14 protein-coding genes are annotated in these 13993 nt (G+C 30.6%); 6 read left to right on the top strand and 8 right to left on the bottom strand.

The window, feature by feature from the left end; translation table 11 throughout:
* Nucleotides 1-180 precede the first annotated feature (180 nt).
* Both OZP06_RS10115 and OZP06_RS10120 read left to right on the top strand, forming a co-directional pair.
* Nucleotides 181-1503, top strand: coding sequence for a DUF4270 family protein (locus tag OZP06_RS10115; protein ID WP_269221746.1), 1323 nt, complete (start codon nucleotides 181-183; stop codon nucleotides 1501-1503).
* Complete coding sequence (locus tag OZP06_RS10120; protein WP_269221747.1) at nucleotides 1504-2742, top strand: aromatic hydrocarbon degradation protein; 1239 nt, start codon at nucleotides 1504-1506, stop codon at nucleotides 2740-2742. It abuts the gene before it with no gap.
* Nucleotide 2743: 1 nt separating this feature from the next.
* On the opposite strand, the gene murI is transcribed toward OZP06_RS10120, so the two are convergent.
* From murI to OZP06_RS10160, 8 genes are all read right to left on the bottom strand, one after another.
* A complete protein-coding gene (murI, locus tag OZP06_RS10125; protein ID WP_281323673.1) occupies nucleotides 2744-3520 on the bottom strand; it encodes a glutamate racemase in 777 nt (258 codons plus the stop codon).
* Between the two features lie 107 nt (nucleotides 3521-3627).
* The gene (locus OZP06_RS10130; RefSeq protein ID WP_281237989.1) at nucleotides 3628-4128 is read right to left on the bottom strand and encodes an OmpH family outer membrane protein; all 501 of its coding nucleotides are present in this window, start codon (nucleotides 4126-4128) and stop codon (nucleotides 3628-3630) included.
* Between the two features lie 31 nt (nucleotides 4129-4159).
* A complete protein-coding gene (locus OZP06_RS10135; protein WP_281237988.1) occupies nucleotides 4160-5182 on the bottom strand; it encodes an OmpH family outer membrane protein in 1023 nt (340 codons plus the stop codon).
* A gap of 35 nt (nucleotides 5183-5217) precedes the next feature.
* On the bottom strand, nucleotides 5218-7959 hold the full coding sequence (locus tag OZP06_RS10140) for a POTRA domain-containing protein (protein ID WP_281323674.1): 2742 nt from the start codon (nucleotides 7957-7959) through the stop codon (nucleotides 5218-5220).
* Nucleotides 7892-8629 carry an isoprenyl transferase gene (locus OZP06_RS10145; RefSeq protein ID WP_269221749.1) on the bottom strand — a complete coding sequence of 246 codons (738 nt, stop codon included), beginning with the start codon at nucleotides 8627-8629 and terminating at the stop codon, nucleotides 7892-7894. Before OZP06_RS10145 ends, OZP06_RS10140 begins: the two co-directional genes overlap by 68 nt.
* A gap of 5 nt (nucleotides 8630-8634) precedes the next feature.
* Nucleotides 8635-9312, bottom strand: coding sequence for a DUF6089 family protein (locus tag OZP06_RS10150; RefSeq protein WP_269221750.1), 678 nt, complete (start codon nucleotides 9310-9312; stop codon nucleotides 8635-8637).
* 148 nt (nucleotides 9313-9460) lie between these two features.
* Nucleotides 9461-10345, bottom strand: coding sequence for an NAD kinase (locus OZP06_RS10155; RefSeq protein ID WP_281237986.1), 885 nt, complete (start codon nucleotides 10343-10345; stop codon nucleotides 9461-9463).
* Nucleotides 10346-10409: 64 nt separating this feature from the next.
* A complete protein-coding gene (locus OZP06_RS10160; RefSeq protein ID WP_269221751.1) occupies nucleotides 10410-11069 on the bottom strand; it encodes a CBS domain-containing protein in 660 nt (219 codons plus the stop codon).
* 115 nt (nucleotides 11070-11184) lie between these two features.
* Here OZP06_RS10160 and OZP06_RS10165 point away from each other — a divergent pair, with 115 nt between their 5' ends.
* The 4 genes from OZP06_RS10165 (at nucleotide 11185) to OZP06_RS10180 (ending at nucleotide 13826) form a co-directional block, all read left to right on the top strand.
* Complete coding sequence (locus tag OZP06_RS10165; RefSeq protein ID WP_281237985.1) at nucleotides 11185-11898, top strand: pyridoxine 5'-phosphate synthase; 714 nt, start codon at nucleotides 11185-11187, stop codon at nucleotides 11896-11898.
* Nucleotides 11899-12072: 174 nt separating this feature from the next.
* Nucleotides 12073-12834 (top strand): alpha/beta fold hydrolase, encoded by a 762-nt coding sequence (locus OZP06_RS10170; protein ID WP_281323675.1) that lies wholly within the window; start codon nucleotides 12073-12075, stop codon nucleotides 12832-12834.
* 54 nt (nucleotides 12835-12888) lie between these two features.
* Nucleotides 12889-13239, top strand: coding sequence for a phage holin family protein (locus tag OZP06_RS10175; protein ID WP_269221752.1), 351 nt, complete (start codon nucleotides 12889-12891; stop codon nucleotides 13237-13239).
* Between the two features lie 230 nt (nucleotides 13240-13469).
* The gene (locus OZP06_RS10180) at nucleotides 13470-13826 is read left to right on the top strand and encodes a heavy metal-binding domain-containing protein (RefSeq protein ID WP_281237983.1); all 357 of its coding nucleotides are present in this window, start codon (nucleotides 13470-13472) and stop codon (nucleotides 13824-13826) included.
* The last annotated feature ends 167 nt before the right edge of the window (nucleotides 13827-13993 follow it).

Consider the following 13993-nt stretch of genomic DNA (forward strand, 5'->3'; position numbering starts at 1 on the left):
ATATATATACATGGCTTCATTCTATAGACAAATAGCCGATAATAAAGGATAAACAGCGAAATAAAGATGGATTTGGAGTTGTAGAGTAATTATGAGTTTTTATAGATATAATATTCCTGATGGTATATGTTATTAGGATAGCTTTGATCGTGGCTTTTATATTTGTTCAAAAAAATAAATATGTACAAGTTTTTGTTTTTCATGTTTTTGAGTATTCTAATGGTTTCTTGTGATTCCGATGTTGATGCGGGTAAGTTTGTGGTAGGTTCGGATTATTTATCGATAAAAAACAAAGTGATTTCTATAGATACCATGACGGTTACTCTTTCTACAATCAGGTTAGATTCTTTAGTCACCTCGAGTGAAAGTAGAATTTTAGTTGGTAATTATGATGATCCTCTTTTTGGGACTATAAAAGCGGATAGTTATTTCCAGGTATTAACTAGCTCATTTAATCTTTACAGTCAAAATTCAGATACCGATGCTACAGGTTATGTTTTTGATTCTATTGCTATGATTATGCGATATGATGATTATTATTATGCCGATACAACAAAAGTACAAACGTTGAATGTTCATAGGGTTTTACAAAAGTTTAAACCCAATAAAGAGGACAATAGTTTTTATAATAATTCGGTTTTGAATTATGATAATTCAATTTTAGGTAGCATAACTTACAAACCAAAACCAATTGGTAAGGATAGTATAAATATTAAATTAGATAATAATTTTGGTTTAGAGTTATTTAATAAGTTTAAAAATAATGAGATTTCAGATGAAAGTGATTTGACTGAATATTTAAAAGGTTTTATGATTACTTCTTCGAATAGTTCATCATCAAGTGTAATTGGTTTTAATATGTCTAGTACTTTACGACTTTATTATTCCAAGGTTAAAGGTGATACTGAAGAGTCTTACAGTAAAGACTTTATACCTTCTAATGCAGCAAAGCAATTTAATGTTATATCCTCAAATAGGGATGATACACTTATAAAAGATTTGCCTTCATCTAATGAGAGTTTGCCTAGTGTTTATTCCGGAAATAAAGGATTTGTACAATCAGGAACGGGTTTAGTTTGTAGAATTAATTTTCCAAATGTAAAGCAATTGAGATATTTGGCTGAAAAAGGCGCAATAGTGGATGCTAAGTTATTATTGAAACCAGTAAAATATTCATATTCAGAGCTGTTTCCTTTGCCTCAAACTTTGGGGGTCTATTTAGTAGATAATATGAATCGAATAAAGAGTAAGCTTACAAATGCAAATAATGAGACCGTGACAGCAGCCTTGAATAGGTCGGATAATGAATTTGGGGATGATGTTCAATACGAAGTACTGTTGGGTTCTTATTTGCAGAAAGAAATGTTAAAAGAATCAGATAAAAAAAGTGGATTATTAATTACGATGCCAATTTTGTCTAAAGTGGTCGATAGAGTTGTATTAGGGGATCAAAATAATAAGGAGAATAAATTAAAATTACAAATCTATTATATTACCTATTAAATGAAAAAATCTATTTTTTTTATAGTTGTTGCGTCTTTTAATTATTGTCTTTCTTTTTCTCAAAGTATTGCAACTTCTCCTTATTCATTGTATGGCTTAGGGAGTTTGTATGATTCTAATTTTGGAATAATTCCCGCTCTCGGTACGACAGGAATCGCTTTGTCTTCGGAAAATTTTATTAATAATAAAAATGCTGCATCTCTTGTTGATATTCCAGCGAATAATTTCTTTTTTGAAGTAGGAGGAACAGGAATTCAAACTTCTTTTGAAGACAATTCTAGAAAGGAAAGCCGAAATAATTCTCAGTTTTCCCATTTTGCATTTGCTTTTCCAATAAATAATAAATCTGCATTTAGTGTTGCAATGATGCCCTACTCAAGTTCTTCTTTTAAGATTTCAGAATTAAAAATTCCAATTATTGATGGAGCTGATGCCTATTATTATTTGGATGTTGTTGGTACAGGAGGACTAAACAATTTTGATTTTTCATATGCATATAAATTAAGTAAAAAATGGTCTTTAGGGTTTTCTGCTTCTGTTCTTTTTGGAAATACCACTGATAATAGAACCTTTACTATTAATAATTCTAATACAACAATCGATAAGGAAATTAGTTATAAAGGTATTCGACCTATAGTAAGTTCACAATTTAAAATAAATCCATTATTGACTTTTGGTTTAAATGTTAAAGCACCATCTCGAGTAAATGCGACAAATAAACAATCGGTTACTGTTGTTAGCGGTTCCGGTGAAAGTAATTTGGAAACAGATAAATTAATCGATACAGATGATTTTTATTTGCCAATGGAAATTGGAGTTGGTTTCAATAAAGTATTTAAAAACAAACTAAATGTCTCTTTTGATTATGAAAAGAAATTTTGGGATTCCACTAATCAATCCGATATGTATGGTTATTTTTCAAACCAAGAAAAATTTTCAATGGGATTGTCATATATTAAAGCTAAAACTTCAAGAAATTATTTGGATAGAATAAAATTCGCAACAGGTTTAAATTATGATACGGGCTATTTGGAGGTGGATAGTAAAAAAATTCAAGATAAAAGTTTTTCTATAGGCGCTTCCTTGCCGTTGGATCATTTGTCTTCTTCTTTGTTTATTTCATATACCTATGGTCAAAAAGGGAGAATTACTGATCCGTTAATTAAGGAAAATTATCATAAGTTGAGTTTGAATCTTAATTTAGATGGCATTTGGTTTGTTAGGAATAAATTAGAATAATTTAAAAATCCCTTTTTTCAACTTTAAATTTGTTTTCTAAAATTTCATTTAACACTTTCGGATTAGTATTGGTGTAAAATATAGGCTGACTACTTTTTGCGTTTGAAAGACCTACTACGTCCCTAAGTATGTTTTTGGTTTGTCTCGCTACAGCTTCACCAGAATCGATAATTTGAATATGTGCTGGGAGGATTTTTTTTATTTGAGGGATCAAATAGGGATAATGACTACATCCCAAAACTAGATAGTCGATATTGGCTTCAATCATGGGGTTAAGATAAGACTGAAGTAATTGCGTCATTTCTGGTGAATTTATTTCTCCATTTTCTATTAGTTGAACTAATCCATGGCCTATCTGCTCTATGATTTTGGTGTCTTGGTATTTCTCAGTTGTTTTGTGGAATAGTTCGCTATTTAAGGTTCCTTTGGTGGCAAGGATGCCAATTGTTTGAGTTTTAGAATGGGTAACGGCGGGTTTAATGGCGGGCTCTATACCAATAAAAGGAATGGTATATTTAGCTCTTAATTCCTGAATGGCATTGGTAGTAGCTGTGTTACATGCGACTACTATTAGTTTGCATCCCATTTGGATTAGCAGGTCAGTGTTTTTTATACTTAATGCGATGATTTCTTCCTTGGTTTTTTGTCCATAGGGTGCATTTTTACTGTCGGCTAAATATATGGTTTTTTCGTTTGGTAATAAATCATGGATGGCTTTCCAGATGGAGGTTCCTCCAATTCCTGAGTCAAAAATACCAATTGGTTTGTCGTTTGTCATGATATTAATAAATAAGCAATAGTTAAATATACTACATTTTATGGTGTAAAAAAAAACTGCTCAATCCAATATTTTGGATGAGCAGTTTATGATTTATTGTATTTTAATTAAAATCCTAAATCTTTTTTTACATCAGCTGTAATGTTTGTTCCATCAGCTAATAATAAAGTAGAACCGTCAAGTACATATTGGAAACCCTTAGCTTTACCAACTTTTTGGATAGAAGCTCTTACTTTTTCCATAATTGGTTTTACAATTTCTGATTCTTTAGCTTGTAATTCTTTTTGAGCATTATCTCTAAAGTCAGTAATTCTTTTTTGCATATCTTGAACTTCTTTAGAACGTTCTTGATTTACAGTTTCGCCAACAGTTGCAGATTCAGCTTCGTATTTTTTTAATTTAGTTTGGTATTCTTCCACCATTTTTTTGTAATCAGCATCATAAGTACCGCTCAATTTTTCAAGTTGTTTTTGAGCATCAAGCATAGCTGGTAATTTTGTCATGATTTCACTTACATCAACATGAGCTACCTTAGTTTGAGCATTTGAAATTTGAGTTGCACCAAAAAATAGTGTCGCTGCAATTAATAAAGTTTTGAATTGTTTCATCGTTTTAAAAAATTAAATAATTAGAATTTGTTTAGTTGTTTTCTTTTGTATTTGTTTCTGAAGCTTTTTTTGCGGCTTCTCTTTCTTGAAGTTCTTTTATTCTTTTTTCTTCGGCAGCTTTTTTCGTAGCTTCTCTTGCTTCAAGTATTTTTTTTCTTTTTTCTTCTAAAGCTTTTTTGCGTTCTTCTTGTACATTTGGTTTAGCGGTTTCTGTTATTGATTTTTCAGATTGACCAGCCGCATTTGTTGTTGTCGCGTTTTCTGTTGTAGTTGTTTTTGTTTCTACTACAGTTGTACCTTTCTTTTTAGCTTCTCTTTCAGCGAGTAAAGCTTTTCTTTTTTCTTCGTATTGTTTTTTAGCTTCCTCTTGTGCTAACTTTTTGTCAGCGACTAATTTTTCTCTAGCAGCTTTTTTATCTAATAATACTTTTTCTCTTTCGGCTAAAACAGGATTATCGTCTATTTCGTTTTCTAAGTTTTCTTTCGCTTCTAATTCTTTTTGCTGTTTCTTAGTTAATTGCTCTCTTTTTTCAGTGCGGTTTAATACTCTGATGACTTGATCACTTATGTCAAATCTTTTGGCGGCAAACAGTATGGTTAAATGTGATGATTTATCAAAAATAAAATCATACTTTCTAGCTTCAGCTATATCTTGTACAGCAGTAAAAACTTGATCTTGAATAGGCTTTATTAAACCTGCTTTTTGGATTATTAAATCTCCATTTGCGCCAAATCTTTTTTGTTGATAATCTAATTTTTCAGTCTCAAGAAATTTAATTTCTGATTCTCTTTCTTCAATTAATTCAGCTGTTAATAATGGTTTTTCCGCTTTTAAAGCATCTTTTAATTTGTTTATTTCTATTTTTTTGGTTTCAATTTCTTGTTTCCATTTTTGAGCTTTTTGTTCTAACTGGGCTTTGGCTTCAATATAGTCTGGAACATTTTGTAAAATGTATTCCATATCAATATAACCCACTTTGTTTCCTTTGGTCTGAGCTAGATTTGTTGTAGCTACAAAAAGCGATAAAATTATAAATAAAAATTCTTTTCTCATAATTTTTAATTTTAGAAATTTTACACCAAAGTTATTTAAAATTGTTGACCAATTATAAAATGCGTTTGCCATCCACTTGGTTTGATTGCTCCAGGTACAGCATCGAAGCCATAACCAAAATCAATACCCAATAATCCAAATGCAGGCATGAATACTCTTAAACCAACACCAGATGAACGAGCCAGATTAAATGGTTGGTAGCTTGATAATGATTCATAGGATTGGCCTGCTTCTGCAAATGCTAGTGCATAAATAGAAGCTGATGCTTTTAATGTTATTGGATAACGTAATTCTAATGAGAATTTATTATATATAGTAGCACCATATGCATCTCCGTTTGAATTTGCAGGAGTTAATGCTCCGTTTTCATAACCTCTTAGCTGTATGTTTTGTCTTCCGTCTATAGAACTTCCAGCCATACCGTCTCCACCTAAATAATATCTTTCAAATGGAATAACTCCTCGATCCTGATTGTATGCACCTAAGAATCCAAATTGCATTAAGGTACGTAAAACTAATTTTTTGTATAAAGAAGTAAACCAATCTCCAGTTACTTGAACTTTATAATATTCTAACCATTTGTATTTTTCTTGATCTACTTTTGCAGGATCTGCAACTGCATCTTGGTATTTGTCTACTTTGTTAGAGGTATAGGATGAACTTGGTAATTTGTCTAGATAATCACCTGCATTTACAACTCTGTCATTATTGTCAACATAAGAGGTGCCGGTATATTTGTATTTGTATTTTTCTTGATCCCCTAACTTAGCATAATCAATTCCATTAAATACAGAATACGGAAGTGTAAATTCACCTGTAACTCCAAATTCTGCTCCATAAGTTGGGAAAATAGGGTTAAAACCTTTACTGTTTCTAGATAGACCTACTGTATAGGATAAGTTTCTTGAAGTACCATTTGCAAATGTAAACATTCCATAAAGATAATTATGTAAGTCATACTGTTGGTAACTAATCGATTGAGAAAGTGTGAAAAAATCATCTGGCACAGTTAGTCTTTTTGCCATACCTACTGACAAAGAGGTGATATTAATGTATTTTGATTTGTCTACTCTTTGTGTTTGATAGTTGGAACTGTATTGTTGGCTAAAAGCAAATGAGCTACTAAATTGAACAGGTCTTTTTCCTCCAAACCAAGGTTCAGAAAAAGATAAACTATACGTTTTATAATAGGAACTTGCTTGTAAACGTAATGCTACTTTTTGACCATCTCCCATTGGAAGTGGATGATAAGCGTCTTTGTTGAATAAGTTTCTTGCTGAAAAGTTATTAAATGATAGGCCTAAGGTTCCAACAAAACCTCCGCCTCCATATCCTCCTTGAAGTTCGATTTGGCTTGCTCCTTTTTCAACAACATTGTATTCGATATCTACTGTTCCGGCACCAGAATCAACATTTTTGAATTTAGGATCAATTTTTTCAGGATCAAAAAATCCCAATTGACCTATCTCTCTAATGGTTCTAACTAACTCCGCTTTGTTGTATTTGTCTCCTGGACGAGTTCTTAATTCTCTATAAATAACTTCGTCATTAGTTTTGTCGTTACCTACAACAGTAATTTTATTGAAATAGGCAATAGGCCCTTCAGTAACTCTAATTTCAAAATCAATTTTATTATCAGTTGTTTTTGTTTCTACCGCATTAATATTTGAAAATAAATATCCGTTGTTTTGATATAAATTTGTAATATCTTCTCCATCTGGTTTTGATTTATCTGCAATTCTTTCTTGAAGTAATACGCCATTGTATACATCACCAGGTCGGATACCCAGCATGCTACTCAATCCTTCATCTGAATAAACCGTGTTACCAATAAATTTGATGTTTCCAAAATAATATTTAATACCTTCCTCTACTTTAATTTTTATATAAATACCTTTTTTTTCTTCATTGTAAGCTATAGAGTCTCCTATAATACGAGCGTCGCGGTATCCGATTTTCTTATAATCACTGACTATTTTTTCTAAATCTTCTTGGTATTTTTCTTCTATATATTTAGAGCGTTTTAAAATGTTAATAGGGTTTCGCTGTTTTGTGTTCTTCATCGAACTAAGTAACTTTTTAGTACCAATCTCTTTGTTTCCTTCAATGTCGATTTTATAAATTTTCACTTTATTACCCATGTCTACTTTTACAAGCATGTTAACTTCGTTGCTTTTTAAAGTGTCTTTTGTGGTGGTAATATGAACTTTTGTATTGAAAAAACCGTCTTTTTTGTATTTTTTTTCTATATAGTTTTTTGTAGTTGTAATCAAGTTTTCTGTCACAATTTTACCGTTTGTCAAACCATTATCTTTAATGAAAGATTCGGTTTTGCTTTTGGATACACCAACAAATTTTACCTGATTTATTTTTGGTAATTCTTTAATGTTTAAGTCTAGATAAATGCTATCGTTTTCAATACGATTTACATAAAATGAAATTTCATCAAAAAGGCCTAGTTTTCCTAGTTTTTTTATAGAACTACTGATTTGTTCACCAGGGATGGTAATTTCTTGTCCTTTTTCAAGTCCAGCAAATGTGACTACTGTTTGTGGATTGAAACTAATATCACCAACTACGCTGACATCAGCTAAAATGTATTTTTTACCTTGGTCAAATGGGACTCTGTCTTGGGCTTTGATTTGAGTAAATGTTCCTAATAATAAAAAGGTAAGGACTAGTTTTAAGCTTTTATGTAACACTAAAAATTTATTTAATTTGTTCACTTGTTTTTCCAAATCGACGTTCTCTTTTTTGATAGCTAATGATGGCCTCATGTAAATCTTTTTCTTTAAAATCTGGCCAAAGTACATCCGTAAAATATAATTCGGCATAAGCTATTTGCCACAACAGAAAATTACTTATTCTATGTTCACCACTTGTTCTTATTAATAAATCAACATCTGGTAGATTGTGCGTGTAAAGATGCTCATTTATAATTGAATCGTCAATAGCGTCTATTGAAATTATATTATTTTTAACTTTATCGCTGATTATTTTTACAACATTTACTAATTCTTCTCTAGATCCATAGCTTAATGCCAGAGTTAATGTCATTTTCGTATTTTCTTTTGTCTTATCAATGACTTCTGCTAATTGCTTTTGGGCATTTTTTGGTAACTTATCAATGTTTCCTATTGCATTCATTTTGATATTGCCTTCCTGCATTGTTTTGAGTTCTTTTTTCAATGAATTAATCAAAACTCGCATTAGTGTGTCTACTTCAAGTTTGGGTCTGTTCCAGTTTTCTGTAGAAAAAGCATAAAGGGTTAAATACTGTACTCCTAAATCTAAACATTCCTGAATAATTTTTTTTACAGATTTTGATCCACTCTCATGTCCTAGTGTTCTTAGGAATCCTTGTTGTTTAGCCCAACGACCATTCCCGTCCATAATTATGGCGAGGTGGGATGGTATATTTTTAGTGTTTATTTTTTCTTTTAACATCGTGTTTATTCTGCACAGTAACATGGTTTTTCTCCAAAAGTATACGTCAAAGTTACTCCTGAAAATACATACCAATCATTATTATTTAAATTGCCAAATTTATACATATTGCTATCACTTGGATTGCTTCCGTCAATATTATCAGTAAAAGAATATCGAATGCCTACCTCTAGTCCTAAAACAAAATTTCTTGAAAAATTAGTTTTAACACCTAATGTCATTGGTATTGCAATGGAGTTTTTGATATTGTTTTTTTTAGTTTCACCAGAAATCAAATATAATTCGTCATAGAAAAAGTAACTTATTCCGCTATATACGTATGGGGTGAACTTTGGGCTTTCTTGATGTAAATTAAAGTCAAAAAAATTAAACTCTAATCCAGCAGAAAGTTCTTTTATGTTATTAACAAAACTGTATTTTCTGTTTTTTCTTCCTATTTCTGAGGATTCTTTGTCATCTCCTGAAATTTGTGATTGTGTATAGGAGAATCGGTAGGAGTGTCTTGGACTTTTATTCCATTTATATAAAATTCCAAAAGCAGGTTCGTTTGGTGCAATATAGGTTGTTGAACCAATGTCTCCTATGTAATTGCTGCCACCAAGGAAAACACCAATTTCATGAATTTGAGCATGAATAGATGTTAAGGATAAAAAGCATAAAATTGGAATGAAAATTTTACTCATAAATTTAAAATTGCCTGCAAATATAATAATTATCAATAGTATTCAATACCTAACATAGGAATAGTGTCTTTTTTTAGACCAGTATCCTTTTTTTATCTACAACACTTATGATAGAAACGATGAAATATGTGGTAATCGTATATTTTATTTAATTCCTTCTGTCTTCTCCCCAAAGTAATTTTGTTCTCAATGTTTTTAAGAATGTTTCTTCGGGAATTTCTACCATGTTTATTTTAAAATTTGTTTTTTTTATGGTAAGTATAGATTCGTTAGCTACACTTGTTATTCTTGAATCTAAGGAAACCAAGTATTTTTCTTCTCTACCAGATACTTTTAAACGTATTTCGTTAATGTCTGGCACAACAAGTGGTCTTGCATTCAAATTATGTGGAGCAATAGGAGTGATGACTAAGCTTTTTACATCAGGTGTTAATATCGGACCTCCACAACTTAGTGAATAACCAGTAGATCCTGTAGGTGTTGCAATTATTAGACCATCTGCCCAATATGAATTTAAAAACTCATCATTCAAGTAAGTGTCAATTGTAATCATCGAGGTTGTTTCTTTTCTACTTACGGAAATCTCATTCATTGCAAAATTTAGTCCATCAATGTCTTTATTTTCTGGATAACAAGTTAGGCTTAGTAAAGTTCTTTTTGAAATTTTATATTTTTTGTCAATCACAAATTGCATAAATTCAGCTATGTTTTCCTTTTGAACAGTTGCTAAGAAACCGAGTCTACCAGCATTTATTCCTAAAATTGGGACTCCAGAATTGCGAACAAGAGTCACAGCTCTTAAAATAGTTCCATCACCACCAATACTAATCAACATGTCAAAACTTGAATCCAATTCACTATGTGATGAAAAGGTTTTATATTCTTTTTTGATAATTTGTTTTTCATATAACATATTCAAGAAATCGGATTCAATAACCATTTCAACATTGTTATTATTGAAAAACACAAAAATGTCTTTTATGATTGGTTCTGTGCTTACTAAATAATATTGGCCGTAAATAGCTACTTTCATTTATTTCTTTTTAAGTGTTTGTTCAGCTTTGTTTTTTGTGGGTTTTATTGAAAATTTCAAATAATTATATGTTTAAATATTTGTCTAAATAATCAGAACGTTCTTTTAAATTATTGATGTAATTGTCTTCGTTATGTTCTGAAATGATGTCATAATTATACCTTCTAAAGGTTTGAATGATTTCATTTAAAGAGCCAACACTTATTTTTAGGGTAACCTCAATCGTGTTTATGTCTGAATTTGAAATAAACAAGCCTAAAAGTTTTCCATTGTTACTTTCGACAATTTGAGTTATTTGACTCATGGAGTAATCGATAGTATTTTTACTTACTATTAAAATTGCTCCTTGTTCTTTCAAAAAAGGAGTTTCATGAAAAAATTTAATAATATCTTCAATTTCATAATAACCAACATACTTATTATTTTCGTCCAATATTGGAACTAAATTAGTATGGTTTTTAGCAAATACTTCCAAAACATCTAACCAAATCATTGTAGTTCTGGCAAAAAAATGTTCGAGTACATATTTGTAATCAGTTACTTTTTTGTCGCTATCAAAAGTTTCTATATCATCAGCAGCGATACTTCCGATAAAAATACTTTCTTCTACTACAGGGAAATGGGAATAGGTCAACTCGTCAAAAAAAGATTGAACAGTTCCAATGGTTTCATTGGCATCAATGGCCTTGTAGTCGTTTGTAATATAGTTTTTAATATCAGTCATAAAATGGATCCTCAATAATCGATGCAAAATAATCAAAATTATACAAATTCTGCTAGGTTTTACTTTGTATTTTTGTCCAATCATATATTATAAATATCTATTAATACTTGTTTTCATGACAAAACTTAGCGTTAACATAAATAAGATTGCCACTTTGCGTAATGCTCGTGGAGGAAATGTGCCTGATTTATTAAAAGTGGCGACTGATATTCAGCAATTTGGAGGTCAGGGAATAACAATTCATCCACGTCCTGATGAGCGTCATATTCGCTATCAAGATGCAAGAGATTTAAAATCAATTGTATATACAGAATACAATATTGAAGGGAATCCGGAGCAATCTTTTGTGGATTTGGTTCTTGAAATAAAACCAACTCAAGTGACTTTAGTTCCCGATGCTGTCGATGCCATAACTTCAAATGCGGGTTGGAACACTATTAAACATGCTTCTTTTTTAACAGAAATTGTTCATGAATTTCAACGAAACGGAATACGAACTTCTATTTTTGTGGATCCAGTTCTTGAAATGATAGAAGGAGCAAAAAAAATTGGAACAGAAAGAATAGAATTGTATACCGAGTCTTTTGCACATCAATATAGTTTGGGTAATAAAAAAGGTATTGATCCGTATGTCGTTTCGGCTGTTTTGGCTAATGAATTGGAATTAGGAATTAATGCAGGGCATGATTTGAGTTTGGATAATATTCAGTTTTTCAATCAAAATATTCCTGGATTGTTAGAAGTTTCTATTGGTCATGCCTTAATTTCCGAGGCAATTTATCTTGGATTAGAAAATGTGGTGAATATGTATTTGCATAAATTGAAATGATTTTCTAGTTTTTGATTAACAATGTTGATATATATATTTAATTTACATATTTTCAATCATAATTAAGACGAGACAATATAAAAAAAATGAAATTTTAAATAGATTTTGAGATTTTAGAATTCAGTTTTAATAAATATGTATTTTAAAATCTATAATCTTCAATCTGAATTAAAAATGCTTTACTCAAAAATAGAAGGTACAGGGAAGCCTTTACTTATACTTCATGGATTTCTAGGAATGTCCGATAATTGGAAATCATTAGGCACTCAATTTGTGGCTGATGGTTTTCAGGTGCACTTATTGGATTTACGTAATCATGGACGTAGTTTTCATTCGGATGATTTTAGTTATGAATTGATGGCTCTAGATGTGTTTGAATATTGTCAGGCAAACGGTTTGGAGTCAATTGCTATTATTGGTCATTCAATGGGGGGAAAAACAGCAATGCTAGTGGCAACTTTATATCCTAATTTAGTTGATAAAATGATAGTGGCAGATATAGGACCAAAATTTTATGCGCCACATCATCAAGATATTTTGGCAGGTTTAAATGCAGTTGATTTTTCAGTAAAACCAAGTCGGAATGAAGTTGAGGAAGTTTTAAAAGTTCATATTCCTGATTTTGGAACACGTCAATTTTTGATGAAAAGTTTATATTGGCAAGAGCCAGGGCAATTAGCCTTTCGATTCAATTTGAAAGTTTTTAATAAAAAAATTGAAGAAATTGGAAAAGCATTGCCAGCTGCTTCAATATTTGAAAAGCTCACTCTTTTTATTCGAGGTGGAAATTCTAACTACATATTAGATAGTGATTTTGATATGATTAAGAACTATTTTCCAGTTTCAGAAATTACGACCATTCCAAATGTTGGACACTGGTTGCATGCCGAAAATCCAAAATTGTTTTATGAATTAGCAAGTGCTTTTTTGAAATAATTTATTTTAGTGTAGAAATTTTATTATATTTATTGAAATTTTAAAAGTGCTACTATGAATTTAATTATAAGAATAATTGTGACAGCAGGGCTAGTTTTTGGGATCGCTCATTTTTTACCTGGAGTCCATGTAGCAGGGCCTTATACTGCTATGTTGGTGGCCGTAGTATTGGGATTGCTTAATATTTTTATAAAACCCATAATGGTATTATTAACATTGCCATTTACAATAGTTACTTTGGGGTTGTTTTTATTGGTGGTTAATGCTTTAATAATAGTGTTGTGTACAAAAATTGTTGGGGGTTTTTATGTGGATACCTTTTGGGTAGCAATGCTTTTTAGTATTATATTGTCTTTGTCTCAATCCATTGTGTATGCTATTATTGGTAAAGATAAATTGGATTAAAATTTGTTTAATGTTTTAGTGAAATTTAAACACTAAGATTTTATTTCACTAACTTTGATATAAATAAGTTGATCTAATTATTTGGATTTACATTTATTGGTGCTAAATCTATTTGGTGTTTAGCAATTTCTATATGTATATTTTGTGTCTTTTCTAAATTGTTATTCTTTTAGATTGTTTTGAAATTTTTTCAGATATTTTTTATCGTATAACGTATTCCAATTGAAATTATGAAAACATTAATAATTGCATTAGTTCTATTCTTTTCTATGGGTTCTGCTGTTTGGGCTCAAACAACACAAAATGCTGTTCAAAAAGAAGTTCAAAAAACGATGTATGCTTGTCCTATGCATTCTAATGAAATAAGTGATAAAAAAGGGAAATGTGGCAAGTGTGGTATGGAATTGGTGGTCACTAAAACAGTTTTGCACAATACTGCTGTAAAAGGAAGTCAAACGTCCTCTGTTAAATCTAAAAAATACATTTGTACTATGGATGGTTCTGTATTAGACGAGCCAGGAAAATGTCCTAAATGCGGTAAGGTTTTGACTGAAAAAAAAATGGATTCAAAAACATTAAAGCATTAAGTACTATTTTTTATCGATAGTAAGTTAAAAGGTTTTGTATAATATATTGCTTTTAACGGTCTAAAAAAAAATTAAAAAAAAATCTATTTGATTTAGATTTTTATCTAATTTATTTTGGATAAAATTTGGTTTTAGTTCAAGATGTTTTTTGTCTTCTTTAAGCTAAT

Origin of the sequence: Flavobacterium sp. IMCC34518 (genome assembly GCF_027111095.2) — a bacterium.
In the GTDB taxonomy this organism is placed as follows: domain Bacteria; phylum Bacteroidota; class Bacteroidia; order Flavobacteriales; family Flavobacteriaceae; genus Flavobacterium; species Flavobacterium praedii.